This window comes from Dolomitihabitans soli (genome assembly GCF_022213955.1).
GTDB lineage: Bacteria > Actinomycetota > Actinomycetes > Streptosporangiales > Streptosporangiaceae > Streptosporangium_A > Streptosporangium_A soli.
In genome coordinates this window covers 65,698-85,297 of record NZ_JAKNTW010000040.1, presented here as the reverse complement: position 1 = coordinate 85,297, position 19,600 = coordinate 65,698, and the positions used below count along the sequence as shown (strand labels likewise).

Genomic DNA, 19,600 nt, shown 5'->3' with positions numbered 1-19,600 from the left:
CCACCACATGAAGCACTTCCGAACAACGTGCAACAGAACGGGGGGCCGATGCGTCCCTGGAGCGTGGATTTCGAGGAGTTCGTGCGGGCGCGCGGCAACGCACTGTACCGGTACGGGTTCGTCCTGACAGGCAACGCCGAGGACGCGGCCGACCTCGTCCAGGAGGCGCTGTTGCGCTTGGGCGACACCTGGGAGCGGGTGCACAGAAAGGACGATCCCGAAGGATACGTGCGCACGATCATGGCCAGGCAGCACATCAGCTGGTGGCGCAGGCGACGCCGCGAGCACCTCGTCGACGCGGTGCCGGACAAGGGCTACCAGGACAAGGGGTTCGACCGGGCCTCCGCCGACACGGAGCTGTGGGCAGAGGTGCACGCACTCCCGAGGAAACAGCGGGCCGTGCTGGTCCTCCGCTACTACGAGGACCTGTCCGACCAGGAGATCGCCGCGATTCTGGGCGTCTCCACCGGCACGGTCCGCAGCCAGGCGTCCAGGGCCCTGGCCAAACTACGGGTGCGTAGGGCGGCGCTTCCCGCCGTCCTGGAAACGGGGATTTCGCAATGAGGGAACGAACTGAGGCGGAGCTCGTCCGCGCTCTCAAAGAGGCGGGCGACTCGGCGCCCGAGCCTCTCGGCGATCTGGCCGGCGACCTCGCCCGGCGGAGACGGCTTCGCAGCCGGCGACGGTTCCAGATGGCGCTCGCGGCGGCGGGCGTGGTCGCGGTCATCGGAGCCGGCACGACCGTGGTCACGAACACCTTCACCAACAGGGGCGATGAGGGTGCCATGACCATGGTCGAGACACCGGCGCCGGCGGCGACCACGTCGGTCCCCAAGGCCAAGCCGGCCGCGGAGCTCTGGCCGGCCGCGGTGAGCACGATGCCGGCCAAGGCGGCGGACGGCTGGAAGTACCGCCCGGTCACCGCGCTGAACGCCACCGAGATCCTGCTCACGGCAGAGTCCTCCTTCGAGAAGGCGGGCAGGCTGGAGATCTGGGACACCGCGGCGAAGAAGAGCACGATCCTCGGCGACATGCCCGAGCCCGAAGGGGTGCGGGGCTACTTCGCGCAGAACGTGGAGGCCGGCGACGACCACATCGTGTGGTTCGGTGAGACTCCGAACGACGACACCGCCTGGGCCGACCTGTGGACCATGCCGCGGTCCGGTGGTTCGGCGACGCGGATCGGCGAGCTCACCGGCGAGGCGGCGGCCGTGGACCAGATCGCGGTGACGAAGGAACACGTCGTCTGGTCGGTGACCTCCGGCGGTGTCTACCGGATGCCGATCACCGGGGGCTCCCCGGAGAAGCTGGCCGGCACTGAAGGGCTGCACCTGATCGACTGGCCCTGGGCAGGGGATGTCCAGAAGTACGATGACTGGGAGAAGAACCAGACTCTTCTGGTCAATGTGGAGACCGGTGAACGACTCACGCCCCAGGTGCCGGACGGGGTCAAAGGGTTGCGCTGCAGTCCGGAATGGTGTACAGGCCGCGCCGGCGAGGACATGGTCGTGCAGCGGGTCGACGGCTCCGAACGCACGACGCTCCGCGAGACCGCCGGCGACCAGTCGGCCGTTCGGTCAGGGCGATTCATACAAATCCCTTCCGGGGTCTACGACCTGACGACCGGGCAGGCGGCCGAAATCGGCGCCACGAGCGAAGACGGAAAGGTGTCGAGCGTGGGGTCCGGCATCTCCTCCTCGCCGGGTTCGGTCTACTACTGGCAGGCGGGAACCCTCAAGACCAAGAAGACCTGCAAGACGCTGACCAAGGAGCAGATCGAGCAGATGGATCTGCCGGAGAACATGCCCACGGCGAAACCGGGCGGCCAGAGCTGCAGCGATGAGATCGTCGGTGAGGCCGAGGACTTCGTGGTGCTGAACCTGGCGGCCGTGCCGCCGGCCGAATAAGGTTCTGGATATGAGGACCTTTGCCAACCTTGCCGAGTTGAAGGCCGCCCAAGGGGAGCACCTCGGATACACCGAGTGGCGAACCGTGACGCAGGAGCAGGTCAATCTGTTCGCCGACGCCACCGACGACCACCAGTGGATCCACGTCGACGAGGAGAAGGCCAAGGCCGGCCCGTTCGGCGGCACGATCGCACACGGCTATCTCAGCCTGGCCCTGTTGCCGGCCTTCATGGAGCAGCTCTACCAGGTCGACGGCCTGAAGATGGGCATCAACTACGGCCTCAACAAGGTGCGCTTCCCCAAGCCGGTCCCGGTCGGCTGCCGGATCCGGGCCGGGGCCGAGATCGTCGACGTCAAGGGCACCCCGTCGGGCACCCTGTCCAACATGCGCATCACCGTGGAGGTCGAGGGTCAGAAGCGCCCCGCCTGCGTGGCCGAGACCCTCTCCCTCTACGTCCCCGCCGACTCCCCGTAGAAGATCGCCGCCTGCACCCTGCTGCGCAGGCCCAGCTTGTTCAGCACCCGGCTGACGTGCGTCTTGGTCGTGGCCTCCGCCATGTCCAGCTCGCGTGCGATCTCCGCGTTGGACAGGCCACGGCCGATGCAGGCCAGCACCTCCCACTCACGCGGCGTCAGATTCTCGTGCGGCTCCCGCTCCTTGGCGGGAGTCGTACTGTTCTTGGCGAAGGCGGAGATCAGGCGGCGCGTCACCGTCGGCGAGATCAGCCCGTCGCCGCGCGCCACCACCCGCACCGCCTCCACCAGCGCGTTCGCGTCGGTGTTCTTGAGCAGGAACCCGGCGGCGCCCGCCCGCATCGCCCCGAAGACGTACTCGTCCACGTCGAACGTGGTGAGGATCAGCACATCGGTGATCCCGCTCAGCCGTTTCGTCGCCGACAGTCCGTCGAGACGCGGCATGCGAACGTCCATCAACACCAGGTCAGGGCAGAGCTGCAAGGCCATCTCGACCGCGGTCTCCCCGTCGGCCGCCTCGCCCACCACCTGGATGTCGTCGGCGCCATCCAGGATGAGCACAATTCCGGCGCGCACCGCCGCGTGGTCGTCCGCGACCAGGACCCGGATGGTCATGACGGCTGCTCCTTCGTCGGCAGCGTGGCGCGCACGCGCCAGCCACCCTCGTACGGCCCGGCCTCGAACTCCCCGCCGACCAGCGCGGTTCGTTCTCGCATACCGATCAGACCGGCTCCCGCTCCTGGAAGCTCGTTCGTCCGACCGTTAACCGCGTTTTCCACCGTGACCGTTACATGTTCCAATTCGTAGCTGATCACGACGCTTGCCCTCTTGTCACCGTGTTTGAGGACATTGGTTAAGGCTTCCTGCACGATCCGGTACCCGGCGAGGTCGACCGAGGGCGGCAGGTCGCGAGCGGAACCGGACACATCCAGCTCCGTCGCCACCCCCGACTGCGTAGAGCGCTCGACGAGTTCGGCCGAGTCGGCCAGCCGCCGGCGGATCGCCTCCGCCTCCTCGCCCTCCTCCCGAAGCAGTTCGATCATCGACCGCATCTCGGACATGCCCTGAACGCTGTTCTCCCTGATGCTCTCCAGCACCTTGCTCACAGCCTGAGGACTGAGGTCCTTGCGCGACAGCACGGCGGTCGACTGGATCGCGATCGCACTGAAATGGTTGGCGATCATGTCATGCAGTTCGCGGGCCATCCTGGTCCGTTCGGCGTTCACCGCGGCCTGCCGGTCCAGCTCGACCAGCCGGGCCACCTGCTCGGCCCGCGCCCGCTCCGCCCGCGCCTGGTCCCGATGCTGCCTGACGAGGACCGCGGTGAGAACCGGCGTGGTCACCACCACTCCCACCTGTACTCCCATCAATGCCACCGTCCGCCAGTCGTGCGTGACGTACAAGGCCGCCGTCCCCGCCCCCACCGCCATCACGGCGGCGAACCCGAGAATCCAGTTGATGTACCGCCGGGGCCCATAGAGCGTGGCCGCGTACAGGTTGTCGGTAAAGATGACGATCGTGGCGACCGAAGGTCCGAGCGCCAGGTCCCCACTGACCGCCACGACACCGAGCGCAAGGGTGGCCATCGGAGCCCGCCTCCGCAGCGCCACCCCCACACACCCGACGAGCAGCGGAAACACCAGCAGCCACGGCGGTGTATCCCGCTCGGTGTAGACACCCACCGCCAGCAAGACGAGCCCGGCCACGAATGTCGCACCCGCGAACATCAGACTTCGCCTCATACCCCCCATCACACCACTTCCCCCCGCCCTCAGGTTCCCCACCAAGGATGGACGTGCCCTACATCGAACGATGTAGGGCTTCAGTGGCAATCCGGTTCGAGTCACGGGGCAATACCCGCTATAGTTTCCTAAGCAGCGAGCGGCCGTAGCTCAATGGATAGAGCATCTGACTACGGATCAGAAGGTTGGGGGTTCGAATCCTCCCGGCCGCGCACATGCTGACCAGGGAGTTCCTTGATCTAAAGGGACTCCCTGAGTCGTGTTCGGGGGCGGACTGTAGCAACGGCTGTAGCAACCGCAATTCGTTCACTGGGGTTCACCTCCGTTCGCTGCGGTCTCGCCCCCAGCGCGGTGCCGGCCGATGTACTCGTCGATCGCCTTCGAGATCAGCCACGAACGGCTTCGGTCCTCACGCTCTCCGATGGCGTCAAGGGCCTGCTTCTGCGCATCCGACAGACGAACACTCGTAGGCTTCTCTGGCATGACTACAACCTACTACAGGCGACTACAAGGGGGAAGGGAAGCACGCTACTTCGCCTTCCCCAGCTTCCCGAGCGCCTTGTTCATCGACTTCGCCGCGCGCCGCTGAACCTCGACAGAGAGGTGGGTGTAAACCTCGCTCGTCGTCGCCAGCCGCGTGTGCCGCAACGCGCCCTGGATCGTCTTCATGTCCACGCCTTGACCGTGCAGCCACGTTGCCGCCGTGTGCCGAAGATCATGGATGCGGACCCGCTGCCCGTTCGGCCGGCTGATCCCCACCCGATCACACAACGTGTTCCACGCACGATTCGCGTTCCGCGGCTCGATGGCCGTACCCACCGACGTGGCGAACACCAGCCCGGGGTCGGCCCAGAACTTCGCCGCCAGCCGCTCGGCCGCCTGGTCCTTGCGGTGCTGCTTCAGCACTTTCACGAGTGCGGCCGGAATCGCCAAGGTGGCATCCGACCCTTCCGTCTTCGACTTCACCACGGCGAGGCGGCCGCGACGGCGGCCTGTCTCCTCGTCCAGCTCGCCTCGGATCCGCTGTAGCGACGGGCCGACCTTGACGACGCCCGCGTCCAGGTCGAGGTCATCCCAGCGCAGTGAGAGTGCCTCGCCTCGGCGCAGGCCGAGGCCGAGGACTGTCATCCACAACACGCCCCACCGATCGTCCACGGCGGCGGCGAACAGTAGGTCGGCTTCCGCGGCGGTGAGGGCCGTACCGCGCGAGCTCTTTCCCGATGGCGGCTCGACGAGCTCGGCGACATTTCGCGTCACCAGTTCGTCCTTGCGTGCTGTGGTGAGGGCGGCCCGCAGGATGGCGTGGCAGTAGTTCACCGTCCGGTCTGACAGCAGCGCGATGGGGGGTGGTTCCTCGCCCTCGACTGGTTTCTTCTGTCTGGCCGAAGGCTTCTTCTGCAACTCCATGAGCCACTCGCGTAGCTGTCCGGGGGTGAGTTTGGTGAGCTGCTCTCCCCCGAGATGCGGCGTGATGTGGAGGCGGACATGGTCGGAGTAGGAGATGCGCGTGGACTCGGCCATGCGGCCGGCGGTCACGCGTTGCTTGAGCGTGACGTCGATCCACTCTTTGAGATACCGCTCTACGGTGACGCCGCGGCCAGAGGTTATGGGTTTACCCTCCTCGACCTGGCGTTGCAGCTCGCGCCATTTCTCCTGAGCCTTTTTCCTGTTCTTCGAGCTGACCGGTTTACGTTTGCCGTTCGGTAAGGTGACGGTACCTATCCACATTCCGTCTGCGCGCTGGTAGAAACTACCCTCACCGTTCGCCCTGGATCTACCTTTCATCACAGTTGTTCCTCCGTTGCGTCGGGGGCGACCTTTGGCTCAATGGCAATGGAATCCATTAATGTCTTAAGTGCCTCCTGCGCCTTGCTCGCTGACTCGTAGGGGGAGCTCACGATGAGAGCCGCATTGTCGGCGTCTAGCAACTCAAAGCGGTATGCCCCCTCGGGCAGCGCCACTACCTTGGCATGGGTAACCCCGCGAAGGGTGATATCCAAAATCTCGCCACGTTTCAGTGTGGGGCGTTTGCGGCGAGCTTTCCGCCGCCCGCTGCCAGGCGCTAACCCGTCTAGAGCCTTCTGTGACTCGGCGAGCGCATCCATAAGATGCGTTGCCATCTTATTTTCCAGTGCCCGTTCACCGTGCTCGGCCATTGTGGACTCTAGATCTCTTCCGTCGCCGACATCGGTAGCGATGTGCATGAGAGCAGACAGGCGGTTGCGTTCCTCTCGCAGTCGTGATTCCCAATAGCGCTCGAACACCTCCTTGACCTCTAGAGGTACGTGCGCGTCGCGAATCATTCGCTGACTGGCCGTGACAGGAAGCGGCGACTGTGGCACCTCGTTGTTACTGAGAAGCTCCGGTGGCACGTGGCCGGACAAGGCGAGCAAGGGCTCGATCTTCATCTTGAACAGCCTGCTGATTGCGACTAGATGCTTGATCTGCGGCTGGCTGCCCGTGCGCCATCGAGTCACCGTGCTTTGCTGAACGCCAAGAGCCTTAGCTAGCTGGGCATCCGTCCGGAAGCCGAGCCCGCGGGCAGTCGCGCTCACCCACTCGGCGAAAGCCCTGGTGGTGTCCTCCATGCGTGTACTCCATGAGACTTGCGTGATGTCAGGCGAACTGTACTGGACCTGATGCGTGCACGCAAGAACAGGTCTGTCTAAGTCTGTCTTCGCTCGGTTGGATCGACATCCACGCTCTCGAACGTTTGTCTGTAGAGCTCAAGCGAGACCTTAACCCTCGCCGCGGGGTACAGTCCCCGCGGGCGGTCCCCACTTCCCTCGGCGGAGAGCTCGGATTGTCCGCGTTGTTGCATGTTGTAGCACCCGGCGGCCGTGCTGCCACGATGAGACGGCGTGAGACGGCGTGAGACACAGTGAGACATCCGCACCCTTCCGCAGCGCGGGCGATCTTGCGGGAACCCGCGCATGCCCTCTGACGTCATCTCTTGCGTCGTGCGCAACCATCGACTTGTGCTCAGGGTACAGGCGCTGCTAAAAAGGTTTCGGCTGAGATCGACTACGTCCTCTGTGGTCCGGTGGAGGCCACAAAGCACTGAGCCCCCAGTGGGGGTGCGAACAGCCGGAGTTCCAGCTCCGGCCGCCGCACGTGGTCCCCACTGAGGGCGGATGACTCCCACCTAGCTGGCGCTTCAACCAACGAGAGGCAAGAGTCGTGCGCGATTCTATGCATCAAGGCATACGCCCGGAAACCCTGGGTGCACCTTCTCCCCGCATGGGCGCTGAGGGCGCGTCGCCCCAGAACCTCCCCAAACCAGTCGGCATCAGCCGCCACTCCGGTCGCTACTACAACGTCTACTCGGACGGCACCCTGCTCCCGCTCATCGCCGGCGGATCCGTCGACACCGCCATGGAGTTGCCTCTCCTCCTCACGGTCGAGGAGACTGCGGACGTTCTCCGTATCGGCCGCACCTACGCCTTCGCCATGGTCAAGTCGGGCGAGATCGAGTCGATCTTGATCGGCAAGCGGGGACGTCGCGTGCCCCGCGAGGCCGTGCTCGACTACATCGCGACCCTTCGCCAGGCCAAGGACTAACCCGCCCGTCATCAGCCCGCGCCACGCCCCGGCCGGGCCGTCACGTCAGTCCTCTAGCAACCATGACGGGCGGGGAAGTGCTCACCAGCAGCACAACCCCCGGGCACACCCTCTGAGAGCCACCCGCACGGCAAGACCGTACGTAAAGGCCCATCAGCCCGGCATCCTGCCCGCCTCCCAGAACGACCCGGGAAGGCGTCACATGCACATCGAGCAGGACGAACCCAAGCCGTCACACATCACGTGGCGCACCCAGATCACCATCGTCACCGACAAGGGCTACCTCAGCCGCCGCGCCGTCGAAGACGCCGTCGCCAACACCGGCGACGTCGCCCCGACCCTCGACATCGTCATCGAGGGCCGTCTCGCCGCCGTCGCCCCCGATGCCGGCCTGCCCCTCGGCTACCTCCTCCGTGACGTCGAGCACGTCAACGTCACCGCGCACGGTCCCGGCGTGTCCGCGTTCCTCCAGTCCGTCGAGCTGGCCGTCGAGCACGAGCAGCAGTTCGACGACGGGAGCGGCCGGTGAGCGCCACCGTCCGCATCGTCATCGACGGCGACACCGCCAAGGTGTACTCCCCGTTCCAGGCGAAGGACATCGTCAAGGCCATCCCCGGAAGCAGGTGGCTGAAGACAGAGAAGGTGTGGACGATCCCCTCCATCTTCGTTGGCAACCTGCACGCCGACCTCATCAAGGCCCGCTTCTGGGTTGAGGTGATCCGCACCGAGAAGAGTGCCCCGCCGCCGCCCCCCGGGACGCGCCGCACCAGCGGCGGCACCTGGGCCGAGGCCATGTTCGCCGCCCTGTCGCCTGAGCTGGGAGAGAAGGCGTTCCGCGCTCTCACCCGCGTGCTTCACCCCGACGCAGGAGGATCCACCGAAGCCATGCAGGTGCTCAACGTCGCCCACGACCGCGCGAAGGCCCTGCGATGACCGGCCCCACTCGCGCCGACCTCGCCCGGGTCGGCGAGTGGCTCACCACCCTCCACGGCGGTTCCCCCGGGCTCATCAGCATCTTCGAGGCGGAGACGAACCGCAGCGAGACATTCGCCACCGACGAGCCCGGCGTGGCTGCTGCCGCCGAGTTCGTAGGCCGCTTGGACGCCCAAGGCAAGAAGGGCATCTACGCGCGATGCACCACGCTGCGGGAAGCCCCTTCCGAGGGGAAGCGCGGCAGCGCTGAGTTGTCCCTGGCCTTCCCCGGGTTCTGGGCCGACATCGACATCGTCGGCCCCGGCCACAAGCACGAGGTCTGCTCCGCAGACTGCACGAAGACCCACAAGCAGCACATCACGCTGCCGCTCCCGCCCGATTACGAGGCCGCGAAGCAGGTCATCGCCGAGTCCGGCCTTCCCGAGCCGAGTCTGATCATTCACTCCGGCGGCGGCATCTACCCGTGGTGGCTTCTGGCTCAGCCACACCTCGTTGACGACGTCGGCACGCTCACCGCGCTGTCCTCCCGTTGGCAGCACATCATCAAGGCCGCCGCCGAGCGGCTCGGCTACGCCTACGGGGAGGGCGTCGGGAACCTTGACCGCGTCCTGCGTATCCCCGGCACCATCAACCGGAAGGCCGGGCTCAGCCGCCCGTGCGACATCGTCGAGTGGCCGAACGCCCGCTACCAGCTCGACGAACTCGGCGGCATCGCCCACGACATCGAACTTCCCGAGCCCGCACGGCACGCCCCGCCGAAGCAGGGCTTCACCGGGCCGCCGCCCCGCACTCGCACGCCCTTCACCGCACCCGGCAGCGTCGGCCCGTTCGACGCGCTCGGAGAAGCAGCCGAATGGCGCGATCTGCTGGAGCCCGCCGGGTTCTCCTACGTGCGGTCCGAGCGCGACGGCGCCGAACTGTGGAAGTACTCCGGATCGTCCGCCGACTCGGAGTACTCGGTGCGGTGCGGATACAACGGGGTGCCGGTTGCGGTGAACCACTCCGAGAGCACCCCACTTCCCTCCGGCGCCGGGCAGAAGCTCACCATGGGCCGCCTGTTCGCCCACCTCTACTACCGGGGCGACGAGCGGGCCGCCGGGCAGGACCTGCGGGCTGCCGCCGCCGGAGACCCGACCGCGAGCAGCTCGGTGACCGGCCTGCCCATCAGCGTCCTCGACCACATCCGACAGCGGTGCAACATCCCGCCGTGGGTCAACCAGCCCCCGCCGGCCCGAAGCGAGCAGGCCACCCACGACCTGTACAACCTCGCCGGACAGCAGCCCCCCACGGCCGCGCCGCCGAGCAGCGACCAGGCCACCCCGCCCGCCGGCGAGCAGGCTAACCCCGAGCAGGACGCGCCCACCGGCGACCAGCAGCAGACAAGCGGCCCCGACGTCCGCGTCATCATGGGCGCCGCCGCCGAAGCCGAAGTCCTGCAAGGCGTCTTCACCTCACGCGACCAGTTGGCCGCCCACCCATGGAGCATCCCCGGAAGCGACACCCAGCCCACCCAGCTCCCCCCGTTCCCCACACACACGCTCCCCGGCGACCTCGGCAAGTTCGCCGAAGCCGTCGCCACGTACTGCCAGGTTCCTGCCGACGTCGTCGCGTTCGCCATGCTCGGCGCCCTCGCCGCACTCATCGGCGGATACGCCACCGTCAACGGGCAATGGCGGGAACGGTCCCTCAACCTCTACATCGCGTCCCTCATGGACTCCGGTGAAGGCAAGAGCCGGGCGTTCGCCGAGATCACACCGCCCGTGTACGCCCTCGAACGCGAGCAGCGACAGAAGTGGGATAAGGACTTCGGCGACAACGCCGAAGCCCTCCAGGTTGCCCAAGCGACCCGCGAGAAGGTCATCAAGGACCTGTCCACCGCCCAGGGGTCGAAGCGTAACGACCTGCTGGCAGACCTCGACACCGTCAAGGAAACCATCAAGGCCCTCACCGGCCCGGCCCGGCCGCAGTTCCTCGTGGGAGACGTCACGCTCGAAGCGCTCGGCCAGGTCATGCACCGCCAAGGCGGCCACATCGGGCACATCTCCTCCGAAGGCACCCTGCTCGGCGTCGCCCTGGGCCGCTACAGCAAGGGAGCCCCCAACGTCGACCTCCTCCTCGAAGCGCTCGACAGCTCCCCGTACCGGCTCGACCGGACCGGCCGCGAACCCTTCGAGATCGAGCGGGCATCCCTGTCGGTGTCCCTGTCCGTGCAGCCCGTCGTCATCGCCGAAGCCCTCGGGAACATCGCCGTCACCGAACGCGGCCTACTCAACCGATTCCTGTTCTCTCGCCCCGAGTCCCTCGCAGGGCGCCGCGACTCAAAGCCGCCGCGCGTTCCGAACCACCTGTCCGAAGCATGGAGCTACTGCGTGCGAACCGCCTTCTACGTCGTGCTCCCGGACGGCGACAAGTACGACGACGACGGCGACCTGAAGCCGCCCGTGGCCCTCCAAGTGTCCGACGACGCCGAAGCCCTGCACCTGGAATGGCGGCGCCACCTTGAACTGCGCGTCGACCCCGACACCGGAGACCTCGCCGCGCTCAAGGGCTGGCTGAGCAGGCTCACCGGCACGTCCATCCGGATCGCCGCCCTGCTGCACCTGGCCGCCGGATACCGGCCCTCACAGCCCATCCACGAGAACACCATGCTCGACGCGCTCACCATCGCCGACTACTGCATCGAGCACGCCATCGCCGTCCTGGGGGCCGCTCAGCGACGCGAGGGCACGGTTACGGAGCAGCCCGCACAGAACGTGCTCGCCTGGATCCGCCGCAAGGGGATCGGAGAGTTCACGGTCCAGGACGTCTCTCAGGGGCTCAAGGGCCGCAAGTGGATGAAGGACCACGGAGCACAGGGCGCGCGGGCGGTACTCGTTTCTCTGGCCGCTCAGGGCTGGCTCGCCTCCGTGGCGCGGTCTGGGAGCGACGGTAGACGGCTCGGCGACGGGCTGTTCGTGTCCCACCCGACGCTGCTGGAGAGTGCAGCGTGACCGGCCACGCTCCGTGCACCGCTATCCGGGATATCCGGGATGCGCCCAGGACATGCATCCCGGATAAGAACGGGACGTCTGACCTGCTAGGACGCGGCTATCCAGGCTTTCCGGGATATCCGGGATGCCGGGAGGTCTCCGATGTGAGTAAGGACAGCTTCGGGGATGGCTGCTCGCCGCTGTGTGTGATGTCCCGGATAAGGGATGAGCGCATCCCGGATAGCAGCCTGACATCCCGGAAAGCTCAGCTCAGTGAGGGTTTCGAGCCTTTCCATCCTTATACAGCAGTACAAGATCAAACTACTCTCTGTATATACATCCCTCTCGCTGTCTCTACCCACGGTCACCGATCGAGGGATCAGGACTTCCCAGCATCCCGGATATCCCGGATATCCCGGATAAGGGGTCCGCCTCACTCTGCGTGTCCACAGCCACCCCCGATCTCCAGGAGGCCCAGATGCCGGCCACTCCAGGCCAAGAGCCCACCTTCGACGACATCCGCGCCGAACTCACCCGCATCGACGACCGGCTCAACGAAACCCTCGTGGGCCTCTTCGCCGCCGAGCTGAACCGCTATCCCGACATCGCCGCCAGCATCCACAACGCACCGAAGGAGCTCCCCTGATGTCCCTCAGTCCCGGCACTGAGCGCGCCGTCCGCTGCCGCTACCGCCAGGCCGACCACAACCCTTGCCCCAACCCGGCAATGGACCAGACGCCTGACGCCTTCATCCACCTCTGCCTCGCCCACACCAAGAAGACCCTCGACATGTGGCACGAGGCGCTCAGTTCCGCCGTCCAGGCCGCAGGCCAGTGACCACCAGCGGGGCCGGGCCCGTCCTTAGCGGGCCCGGGTCCGCCCGAAGCGACGACGGCGAGCCGCTCGTCGTCCTCAAGCCCACCATCGAGGCGATGAGGCTGGACTGGGAGCCGCAACGTAAGAAGCTCGCGCGTCGCTCCTGGGCAACTACCTCCCAGAGGGAGGCGGTTGCCGCTGATGGCAAAACTCGCTTGATGATGAACACCCGGGAGGCGCAGTGACGATCGACCACACCTACCAGGCGCTCGCCACGGTCCGCGATGCCCTCCCCGCGCTCGAGGACGCCCTCGCCCCCGGTACTCCTCGCCGCTGGAGCCAGCGCGACCTCACGCCCGACCAGCGCGGCCAGATGGACGCCCTCGCCCGCCTTGAACGCGACGCTAAAGAAGGGAACCTTGCGCAGGGGATTAAAGCCCTCGGCACCGGCCGCGCCCCGCTCGACCTCGCCGTGCTCGACGCCCTGGCCGTCATCACCGTGGGCGTCGCCGAACTGGAGGCCGCGGTCGCCGACCGGCTCGGCCTCACTCCGCTCCACCGCGCGTCCACCGCTGCCCGCATCACCCGCATCATTGGCCTTCTCGACCGCATCGCCGTACAAGACGACCTCGCCGGCCACGTCGAAGCGGAAGCCGTACGCCTCGCCCGCTCCGCCCGGCGGGCCCTGGGCGACACCGAGCCCGTTCACCAGCTCGACGCGCGCTGCCCCGTCTGCGACTCCCGATCGCTGCGCGCCTTCCCCGAACGCGGCCTGGTGATGTGCGTCAATGCCTCGTGCCAATGCACCGACGTGGAGTGCCTCTGTCACCATCCCCGGCCGCGCCGCCACTGGTGGCCGGCCAACGAATGGCCCTTGCTCGCCCGGGTCCTCCGCGACGACCTCGGGGAAGCCTCATGAGCGCCGAAGAGGAGGTGTTCACCACGGCCGAGGTCGTCGCCCTCACCGGCTTCACCGAGGCCGCCATCAGCAATTGGGTACGGCGTGGCTACCTCACCCCGGCGGGGAAGAGTGGCCGGTCCAACACCTATGCGCTTGACCAGGTGTTCCGCGCCGAGAAGACCCGGAAACGAAAGCACCGTAAACGCGGTGCTGGGTGCTAGCCTTTGAACTGACTGATCAAACCGCATGGCGACAGCTATGCTCGCAGACGCCGCCCCGCCGCCCGAGCGGGGCTTTCGCGTTTCCGGGATCGCTCGGCCTTGCGAGGCCTGCCACGTTCCCCGGCGCGGCAGAGACTACTTGTAGCGGTACGTGGTCTTGGTCTTCTTCGGCTTGACCATCCGGAACAGCCACCACGGCAGCCACACGAAGATCCCCCACATGCCGCACGTGAAGATCGTGAGCATCAGATGGGCGGTATGGCTCAGACCGCCCAGGCCGCGCCTCTTGCTGACAGCGGTGACCTTCTTCGGCATCTGCCCATACGGCTGCCCAGGGTAAGGCGGCTGGTTCGGGTCATAGCTCATCGGAACCCCCATAGACGTGGCGATCCCCCGATCCCAGAAGCGCCACGGTAACGGTCCAATAAGCCACACGGTGAGGCAATCCCTCCCCGCGTCCGGATCCGGACACCCGAGCAGGGTGAGTGCCCATGCCTACTCGCGCGCCACGCAGATGCACAGCAGCAGGCTGCCCCAACCCATCCGTGCACGACGGCCGATGCGCCGGCTGCCAGCGCCCACCACGCAAGACCAAGCAGGGCCCACGCCCCACACGCCAGCAACTCGGATACGACGAGGCATGGGTACGCCTCTCCGCCAAGATCCGCAAGTCACGGCCATGGTGCGAGGCACCCAGCTGCGGCGCCCCCTCCCAGCACGTCGACCACATCGACGGGAGCGCCGTCAACAACGAGGAGTGGAACCTCCAAGCCCTGTGCCGGCCCTGCCACAGCCGCAAGACAGCCAAGCACGACGGAGGATTCGGCAACCCGCGCACCCCACGACCTTGATATTCATCACGCAACGTGACGAACTCCGGCGGGGAGGGGCGGGTCGAATCCCTGCAGGGAGGGGCCCGACACGCGCGGGGGGGAGTCGAATCTCGCGCTGACAAAAATCCGGAGGGGGCATCGTGACAGAGCGTGGTCGTCCTCGGAAGCCGACGAACCTGAAGATCTTGCACGGGGACCGCAAGGACCGGATCAACACCACCGAGCCCGTGCCCGCCGCCGGCGACGTGGTCCCGCCGTTCGAGCTGAGCGACCTCGGCCAGGCGGTGTGGGATCGGCTCGCGCCGGACCGGATCGCGCGGGGCGTGCTCACCGCGTGGGACGTCGACGCGTTCGCCCTGTTCTGCGAGAGCGTGGCGGTGACTCAGTCGAAGGTCGCGGCCGCGCACCAGCCGTGGGAGCCCAAGCCGGGGACCGCGTCGCCGCTGTCGGAGCTGCGGGCGGCGATCGCCATGGTCGCCTCGCTCGGGTCGCGGTTCGGGTGGACGCCGGCGGACCGGGCGAAGCTCGTCACCGGGGAGGCTCGACGTGACCCGTCGGAAGACCTCCTCTCCGGTTGACCACGACAAGCGGTGGCGGCCGCGGGACCGCAGGGGGCCGGCGTGCGGCTACACCTTCCGCGGGACGTCGTGCGAGAGACGGGGTGCGCACTACTGCAAGCCGCGGGCCGATCGGGTGGTGGCGTTCTACACCGAGCTGCTGGTGCACACCAAGGGCGCCCACGCCCGCAACAAGTTCACGCTCGCGTTCTGGCAGGAGCATGAGATCGTGCGGCCGCTGTTCGGCGAGGTCGTCTACTCCGGTGAGTGGGGCTGCTACGTCCGCCGGTACCGGATCGCGACGATCTGCATGGGCCGCAAGAACGGCAAGTCCGGGCTGCTGTCCGGGGCGGCGCTGTATCTGCTGGTCGGTGACGACGAGGAGTCGGCCGAGGTGTACGGCGCGGCCGCCGACACCAAGCAGGCCGGGAAGGTGTTCGAGCCGTCCCTGCGGATGGTGCAGCTTTCACCGGTCCTGAACAAGCGGCTCAAGCACCTGAAGAACAACCGCCGCCTGGTCGACGAGCGCACCGCGTCGTATTACGAGGTGATCCCCGCCGACGCGATGGGCGAGCTGGGCCACAACCCGCACGGGTTCATTCTGGACGAGGTCCTCTCGCAGCCGGATGACTCGCTGTGGAACACGATGCGCACCGCGGCTGGCGCGCGGATCCAGCCGCTGTTCCTGTGCATCACGACCGAGACCAACCAGCCGGTCAGCTTCGGCGCGTCGTTCATCGACGAGGCGGACCGGGTGATGGAGGACCCCAAGCGGGCCCCGCACCAGTTCGCTTACATCCGCAAGCTGCCGCGCACCGAGGAGGAGCTGGACCGGCTGCGCCGGCTGTTCCCCGGCCACCCGGATCTGCCCGTCTCCACGGACGCGTTCGATGAGCGGAACTGGCGCTGGCCGAATCCCGGCCTGGATGACTTCCTCAGCCGCGACGCGCTGCGCCAGGAGGCGCTGGAGGCGCGGAACGAACGGTCGAAGGAGAACGCGTTCCGGCAGTTCCGAGCGAATCAGCGGGTGCAGACCGCGACCCGGTACATCAGCTTGGACCTGTGGGACGGCTGCGCCGGGGAGGTCGCGCCGAACCCGGAGTGGATCCTGCCGAAGATCGAGGGGCGTAAGGCGTGGGGCGGGCTTGACCTGTCCTCCAAGCTGGACATGACCAGCTGGTGCCTGCACTTCGACAACGGGTGGACGTGGTGGCGGTTCTGGGCCCCGGAGAGCGTCGTCTCGACGCTGGATGACCACACCGGCGGCCAGTTCTCCCAGTGGGTGAGCGACGGGTGGGTCACCCTCACCGACGGCGACACGATCGACTATGACGTGATCTACGACGCCATCGAGGAGGACGACGACCGGTTCCGGATCGTGGACGTCACCTACGACAAGTGGTGCGGTGAGCCGGTACGGCAGGCCATCGAGAAGCGCACGAAGATCGCCATGGTCGAGTCCGGCACCACCTACTCGCAGATGACCGACCCGATGAAGGAGCTGATGCGGCTGTTGAAGGCCGCGGACGGCTCGTTCATGCACGGCGGGAACCCGGTCGCCCGGTGGATGGCCGACGCCCTGCAGGCCAAGAGCCCCGCTGACGACCCGGACCGGGTCCGGCCGGTGAAGCCCGACCGTGACCGCCAGGCATCCCGCATCGACGGCATGATCACCCTGCTGTACGGCATCGACGGCCGCCGCCGCGGCGAGCCCGCCCCGTCCATCTACGAGAGGCGTGGCCTGTCCGCGCTGTGAGGGAAGGGGGCACCGTGGCTCACGTGCGTCGTGTCATGGCCGAGGTCGACGGGCTGGACGTGGTGGCGATCTCGTCTGTCTTCGCCCTGTTCTTCGGCCTGTGCGTCGTCTTCGGATTCGGTATCGCGCTGATCGTCCACGGCGTGCTCGGCCTGGTCTTCGTCTTCGGGTCCGAGCTACTGATCAAGCCGTCGCTGCAGAGAGGTGACTGAGCGTGGGCCTGATCAGATCGATGCTGCGCGGCAGCTCCTACCCCACCTCCGGGATCGCGACCCCGGAGAAGTGGGTCGAGGAGTATTTCTCCGGCGGCGCCGCGACCGCGTCCGGCGTGTTCGTCGACGAGGACACCGCACTGCACTACGCGCCGCTGTTCGCCGGCGTCCGCGTCATCGCCGAGGACCTCGCGAGTCTGCCCCTGATCACCTACGAGCGGCTGGAGCGCGGCAAGCGCCGCGCCACCGAGCACCCGCTCTACCGGATCCTGCACGACCGGCCCAACCCGTTCATGACCTCGGTGGCGCTGCGGGAGACGCTGCAAGGCCATGCGATGACGTGGGGCAACGGGTACGCCGAGATCGTCCGTAACGGCGCCGGCGACGTGGTCGAGTTGTGGCCGCTGCGCCCCAACCGGGTCAAGCCGGAGATCACCCGCACCAGCGCCGGCGCGTTCACCCTCATGTACCGCTACACCGATGAGGTGACCGGCCTGCAGGTGATGTTGCATCCCGACCAGGTCCTGCACATCTCGGGACTCGGCGGCGACGGGGTGCGCGGCTACTCCCTGATCGGCCTCGCCCGGCAGTCCATCGGGCTGGGCCTGGCCACCGAGGCGTACGGCGCGGCGTTCTTCGGCAACGCGAGTCGTCCCAGCGGCGTCCTCAAGCACCCGGGCGAACTGTCGGACCCGGCGCGTAAGCGGATGCAGCTCGACTGGGAGAACATCCACCGGGGCCTGGACCGCGCGCACCGCGTGGCAATCCTGGAAGAGGGCGTGGAGTGGCAGACCATCGGCATCCCGCCCGAGGACGCCCAGTTCCTGGAGACCCGCAAGTTCGGCGTCACGGAGATGGCGCGCTGGCTGCGCCTGCCGCCGCACAAGATCGGCGACCTGGAGCGGGCGACGTTCACCAACATCGAGCACCAGGCCCTCGACTACGTCACCTCCGCCCTGCGGATCTGGCTGGTCCGCTGGGAGCAGGCGATCCTGACCCGGCTGCTCACCGAGCCCGAGCGGGAGGTGTTCTTCTCCGAGCACCTGGTCGACGCGCTGCTCCGCGGAGACATCAAGTCCCGGTACGAGGCGTACGCGATCGGCCGGAACTGGGGCTGGCTGTCGGCGGATGACATCGCGGAGATGGAGAACCGCAACCCGCTGCCTGATGGCCGCGGCGAGGTGTACCTGGTGCCGCTCAACATGAAGCCGGCCCCGTCCCCAGAGGAGCTGGAGGAGGCGAAGAACGCGCCGCCGCCCGCCCCACCGCCTCCACCGGCAGACCCCGACGAAGACCAGCAGGAGCAGGACGACGACGAGGAGGGTGAGGAGCCGGAGCCGCCTCGCGGGCTGGGTGTCCGCGGCCGCGGCATCGAGGCGCGCCAGCAGATCGCGCAGCGCTACGCCGAGCACATCGCCGCCGCCGACCGCACCTTGGCCGAGTCCGAGCAGGCGAAGGTGACCGCCCTGGTCGAGCAGCTGCTCGCCGGCGGCGGATCGGAGTCGGCGTTCCTGGCCGAGCTCACCGACTTGTACGAGGGGCCGATCCGGCAGGCCACCATCGACGCGTGGGGGCCGATCTTCGCCGAGTTCGCGGCGGCGATCGCCGCCGACGCGGCGGCCGACGTCGGCTACACCGAGCCGATCGAGCTGGCCACGTGGGTGCAGTCCTACGTGACCTCACACGTCGGCTACCGGATCGCGAGCCAGCTCGGCCAGCTCGCCGCCGCCCTGACCGGAGCCGACGCGGCAGCGGCCGTGCTGGACCGGCTGGCCGCGTGGGTGCTGGACCGGCCCGGGCGGATCGCCCGCTGGCAGACCGCGCAACTACCGAACGCGGTCGCCCGCGAAGTGTGGCGCTCCGCCGGCGTTACCGCGCTGAAGTGGGTGACCTTCGGCAGCGACGACTGCCCGTTCTGCGGGGCGCTGGACGGCAAGGTCGTCGGCATCGAGGAGTCCTTCGCCGTCGAGGGATCCTCCCTCGGCCTGGGCGAGCAGCTGCAGATCGCCCGCAACGTCCACCACCCGCCGCTGCACCCCGGCTGCGACTGCCAGATCGTGCCCGCGTAAGGAGGAGTACCAATGAAGAGGGTTCACGTCCGCGGCTACGCCGACGTCGAGCGCGCTGGCGATGGGCCGATCCCGTTCGTCGCCGCCACCGCCGGAATGAAAGACGACGGCCTGGATCTGCAGATGGGCGGCGCCGACCTGGAGCGCTACCTCGCCAACCCGGTCGTGATGTACGGCCACGAGTACTGGGGCCGCGAGTCGATGCCGATCGGCCGCGCCGACAACGTCCGCATCGACGGCGACGCGCTACGCGCCGACATCGTCTTCGACCCCGAGGACGACTTCGCCCGCTCGGTGGATCGCAAGGTCCGCGGCCGGTTCCTCAACGCCGTGTCCATCGGGTTCGGCGCGTACGGCATCGATGAGCGGGGCGTCCCGGAGCGGTGGGAGCTGTACGAGATCAGCGTCGTGCCGCTGCCGATGGATTCCAGCGCCGTCGCCGACCCCGACCGGGCGCTCACGCTGGCCCGGGCGCTGGTCGGCGGCAGCCGTACCGAACCCGTCGACGAGCGTGCCGTACGGCACGCCATCGGCGCCCTGGAGGCGCTTCTCACCCCGCCGGCACCCCGCCAGGCGCCCGCCGTCAAAGCGGATCGGGCGCGCAGACTGCGCGCCCTGGAAGCATCCCTGTAACCCCACACCATCTCCG

Annotated in this window: 24 protein-coding genes and 1 tRNA gene; 19 read left to right on the top strand and 6 right to left on the bottom strand. The window is 67.6% G+C overall.

Annotated elements, in window-relative coordinates:
• Positions 1-48 precede the first annotated feature (48 nt).
• The 3 genes from MBA17_RS44395 to MBA17_RS44385 are packed head-to-tail and all read left to right on the top strand — an operon-like array spanning position 49 to position 2,382.
• Positions 49-564 carry a SigE family RNA polymerase sigma factor gene (locus MBA17_RS44395; RefSeq protein ID WP_238504511.1) on the top strand — a complete coding sequence of 172 codons (516 nt, stop codon included), beginning with the start codon at positions 49-51 and terminating at the stop codon, positions 562-564.
• Positions 561-1,907, top strand: coding sequence for a hypothetical protein (locus tag MBA17_RS44390; protein WP_238504510.1), 1,347 nt, complete (start codon positions 561-563; stop codon positions 1,905-1,907). Before MBA17_RS44395 ends, MBA17_RS44390 begins: the two co-directional genes overlap by 4 nt.
• A 10-nt stretch (positions 1,908-1,917) precedes the next feature.
• Entirely contained in the window at positions 1,918-2,382 is a 465-nt protein-coding gene (locus tag MBA17_RS44385; protein WP_238504509.1) for a MaoC family dehydratase, read from the top strand.
• Here MBA17_RS44385 and MBA17_RS44380 read toward each other — a convergent pair.
• On the bottom strand, positions 2,358-2,996 hold the full coding sequence (locus MBA17_RS44380; RefSeq protein WP_238504508.1) for a response regulator: 639 nt from the start codon (positions 2,994-2,996) through the stop codon (positions 2,358-2,360). The genes MBA17_RS44385 and MBA17_RS44380 overlap by 25 nt on opposite strands.
• Positions 2,993-4,228, bottom strand: coding sequence for a sensor histidine kinase (locus MBA17_RS44375; RefSeq protein WP_238504507.1), 1,236 nt, complete (start codon positions 4,226-4,228; stop codon positions 2,993-2,995). Before MBA17_RS44375 ends, MBA17_RS44380 begins: the two co-directional genes overlap by 4 nt.
• A gap of 34 nt (positions 4,229-4,262) precedes the next feature.
• On the opposite strand from MBA17_RS44375, the gene MBA17_RS44370 reads away from it, so the two are divergent.
• A tRNA-Arg gene (locus MBA17_RS44370) sits at positions 4,263-4,335 on the top strand.
• A gap of 94 nt (positions 4,336-4,429) precedes the next feature.
• Here MBA17_RS44370 and MBA17_RS50815 read toward each other — a convergent pair.
• From MBA17_RS50815 to MBA17_RS44360, 3 genes are read right to left on the bottom strand one after another with little or no spacing between them, the layout of a single operon-like run.
• Positions 4,430-4,606, bottom strand: coding sequence for a CopG family ribbon-helix-helix protein (locus MBA17_RS50815; RefSeq protein WP_455432969.1), 177 nt, complete (start codon positions 4,604-4,606; stop codon positions 4,430-4,432).
• A 45-nt stretch (positions 4,607-4,651) separates the two neighbouring features.
• On the bottom strand, positions 4,652-5,851 hold the full coding sequence (locus MBA17_RS44365) for a tyrosine-type recombinase/integrase (protein WP_238504506.1): 1,200 nt from the start codon (positions 5,849-5,851) through the stop codon (positions 4,652-4,654).
• A gap of 56 nt (positions 5,852-5,907) precedes the next feature.
• The gene (locus MBA17_RS44360) at positions 5,908-6,711 is read right to left on the bottom strand and encodes a helix-turn-helix domain-containing protein (protein ID WP_238504505.1); all 804 of its coding nucleotides are present in this window, start codon (positions 6,709-6,711) and stop codon (positions 5,908-5,910) included.
• A gap of 652 nt (positions 6,712-7,363) precedes the next feature.
• Between MBA17_RS44360 and MBA17_RS44355 the strand changes: the two genes are divergently transcribed.
• The 9 genes from MBA17_RS44355 (at position 7,364) to MBA17_RS44320 (ending at position 13,524) form a co-directional block, all read left to right on the top strand.
• The gene (locus tag MBA17_RS44355; RefSeq protein ID WP_238504504.1) at positions 7,364-7,684 is read left to right on the top strand and encodes a helix-turn-helix domain-containing protein; all 321 of its coding nucleotides are present in this window, start codon (positions 7,364-7,366) and stop codon (positions 7,682-7,684) included.
• Positions 7,685-7,886: 202 nt separating this feature from the next.
• Entirely contained in the window at positions 7,887-8,213 is a 327-nt protein-coding gene (locus MBA17_RS44350; RefSeq protein ID WP_238504503.1) for a hypothetical protein, read from the top strand.
• A complete protein-coding gene (locus MBA17_RS44345; RefSeq protein WP_238504502.1) occupies positions 8,210-8,617 on the top strand; it encodes a hypothetical protein in 408 nt (135 codons plus the stop codon). The genes MBA17_RS44350 and MBA17_RS44345 overlap by 4 nt, the downstream gene beginning before the upstream one ends.
• A complete protein-coding gene (locus tag MBA17_RS44340; RefSeq protein ID WP_238504501.1) occupies positions 8,614-11,607 on the top strand; it encodes a YfjI family protein in 2,994 nt (997 codons plus the stop codon). The genes MBA17_RS44345 and MBA17_RS44340 overlap by 4 nt, the downstream gene beginning before the upstream one ends.
• Before the next feature lie 457 nt (positions 11,608-12,064).
• Positions 12,065-12,232 carry a hypothetical protein gene (locus MBA17_RS44335; RefSeq protein ID WP_238504500.1) on the top strand — a complete coding sequence of 56 codons (168 nt, stop codon included), beginning with the start codon at positions 12,065-12,067 and terminating at the stop codon, positions 12,230-12,232.
• Positions 12,232-12,423 carry a hypothetical protein gene (locus MBA17_RS44330; protein ID WP_238504499.1) on the top strand — a complete coding sequence of 64 codons (192 nt, stop codon included), beginning with the start codon at positions 12,232-12,234 and terminating at the stop codon, positions 12,421-12,423. Before MBA17_RS44335 ends, MBA17_RS44330 begins: the two co-directional genes overlap by 1 nt.
• A complete protein-coding gene (locus MBA17_RS50810) occupies positions 12,378-12,647 on the top strand; it encodes a phage antirepressor N-terminal domain-containing protein (RefSeq protein WP_455432968.1) in 270 nt (89 codons plus the stop codon). The genes MBA17_RS44330 and MBA17_RS50810 overlap by 46 nt, the downstream gene beginning before the upstream one ends.
• Positions 12,644-13,321: a hypothetical protein gene (locus tag MBA17_RS44325; protein ID WP_238504498.1), complete on the top strand. Its 678-nt coding sequence runs from the start codon at positions 12,644-12,646 to the stop codon at positions 13,319-13,321. Before MBA17_RS50810 ends, MBA17_RS44325 begins: the two co-directional genes overlap by 4 nt.
• Positions 13,318-13,524: a helix-turn-helix domain-containing protein gene (locus MBA17_RS44320; RefSeq protein ID WP_238504497.1), complete on the top strand. Its 207-nt coding sequence runs from the start codon at positions 13,318-13,320 to the stop codon at positions 13,522-13,524. The genes MBA17_RS44325 and MBA17_RS44320 overlap by 4 nt, the downstream gene beginning before the upstream one ends.
• 135 nt (positions 13,525-13,659) lie before the next feature.
• On the opposite strand, the gene MBA17_RS44315 is transcribed toward MBA17_RS44320, so the two are convergent.
• A complete protein-coding gene (locus tag MBA17_RS44315; protein ID WP_238504496.1) occupies positions 13,660-13,890 on the bottom strand; it encodes a hypothetical protein in 231 nt (76 codons plus the stop codon).
• A 125-nt stretch (positions 13,891-14,015) separates the two neighbouring features.
• On the opposite strand from MBA17_RS44315, the gene MBA17_RS50805 reads away from it, so the two are divergent.
• The 6 genes from MBA17_RS50805 (at position 14,016) to MBA17_RS44290 (ending at position 19,584) form a co-directional block, all read left to right on the top strand.
• On the top strand, positions 14,016-14,375 hold the full coding sequence (locus tag MBA17_RS50805) for an HNH endonuclease signature motif containing protein (protein ID WP_455432967.1): 360 nt from the start codon (positions 14,016-14,018) through the stop codon (positions 14,373-14,375).
• Positions 14,376-14,542: 167 nt separating this feature from the next.
• Positions 14,543-14,935 (top strand): P27 family phage terminase small subunit, encoded by a 393-nt coding sequence (locus tag MBA17_RS44310; RefSeq protein WP_238504495.1) that lies wholly within the window; start codon positions 14,543-14,545, stop codon positions 14,933-14,935.
• A complete protein-coding gene (locus tag MBA17_RS44305) occupies positions 14,904-16,670 on the top strand; it encodes a terminase large subunit (protein ID WP_238504494.1) in 1,767 nt (588 codons plus the stop codon). Before MBA17_RS44310 ends, MBA17_RS44305 begins: the two co-directional genes overlap by 32 nt.
• A 23-nt stretch (positions 16,671-16,693) precedes the next feature.
• Positions 16,694-16,882 (top strand): hypothetical protein, encoded by a 189-nt coding sequence (locus MBA17_RS44300; protein ID WP_238504493.1) that lies wholly within the window; start codon positions 16,694-16,696, stop codon positions 16,880-16,882.
• 2 nt (positions 16,883-16,884) lie between these two features.
• Entirely contained in the window at positions 16,885-18,951 is a 2,067-nt protein-coding gene (locus MBA17_RS44295; RefSeq protein ID WP_238504492.1) for a phage portal protein, read from the top strand.
• A 12-nt stretch (positions 18,952-18,963) separates the two neighbouring features.
• Entirely contained in the window at positions 18,964-19,584 is a 621-nt protein-coding gene (locus tag MBA17_RS44290) for an HK97 family phage prohead protease (protein ID WP_238504491.1), read from the top strand.
• The last annotated feature ends 16 nt before the right edge of the window (positions 19,585-19,600 follow it).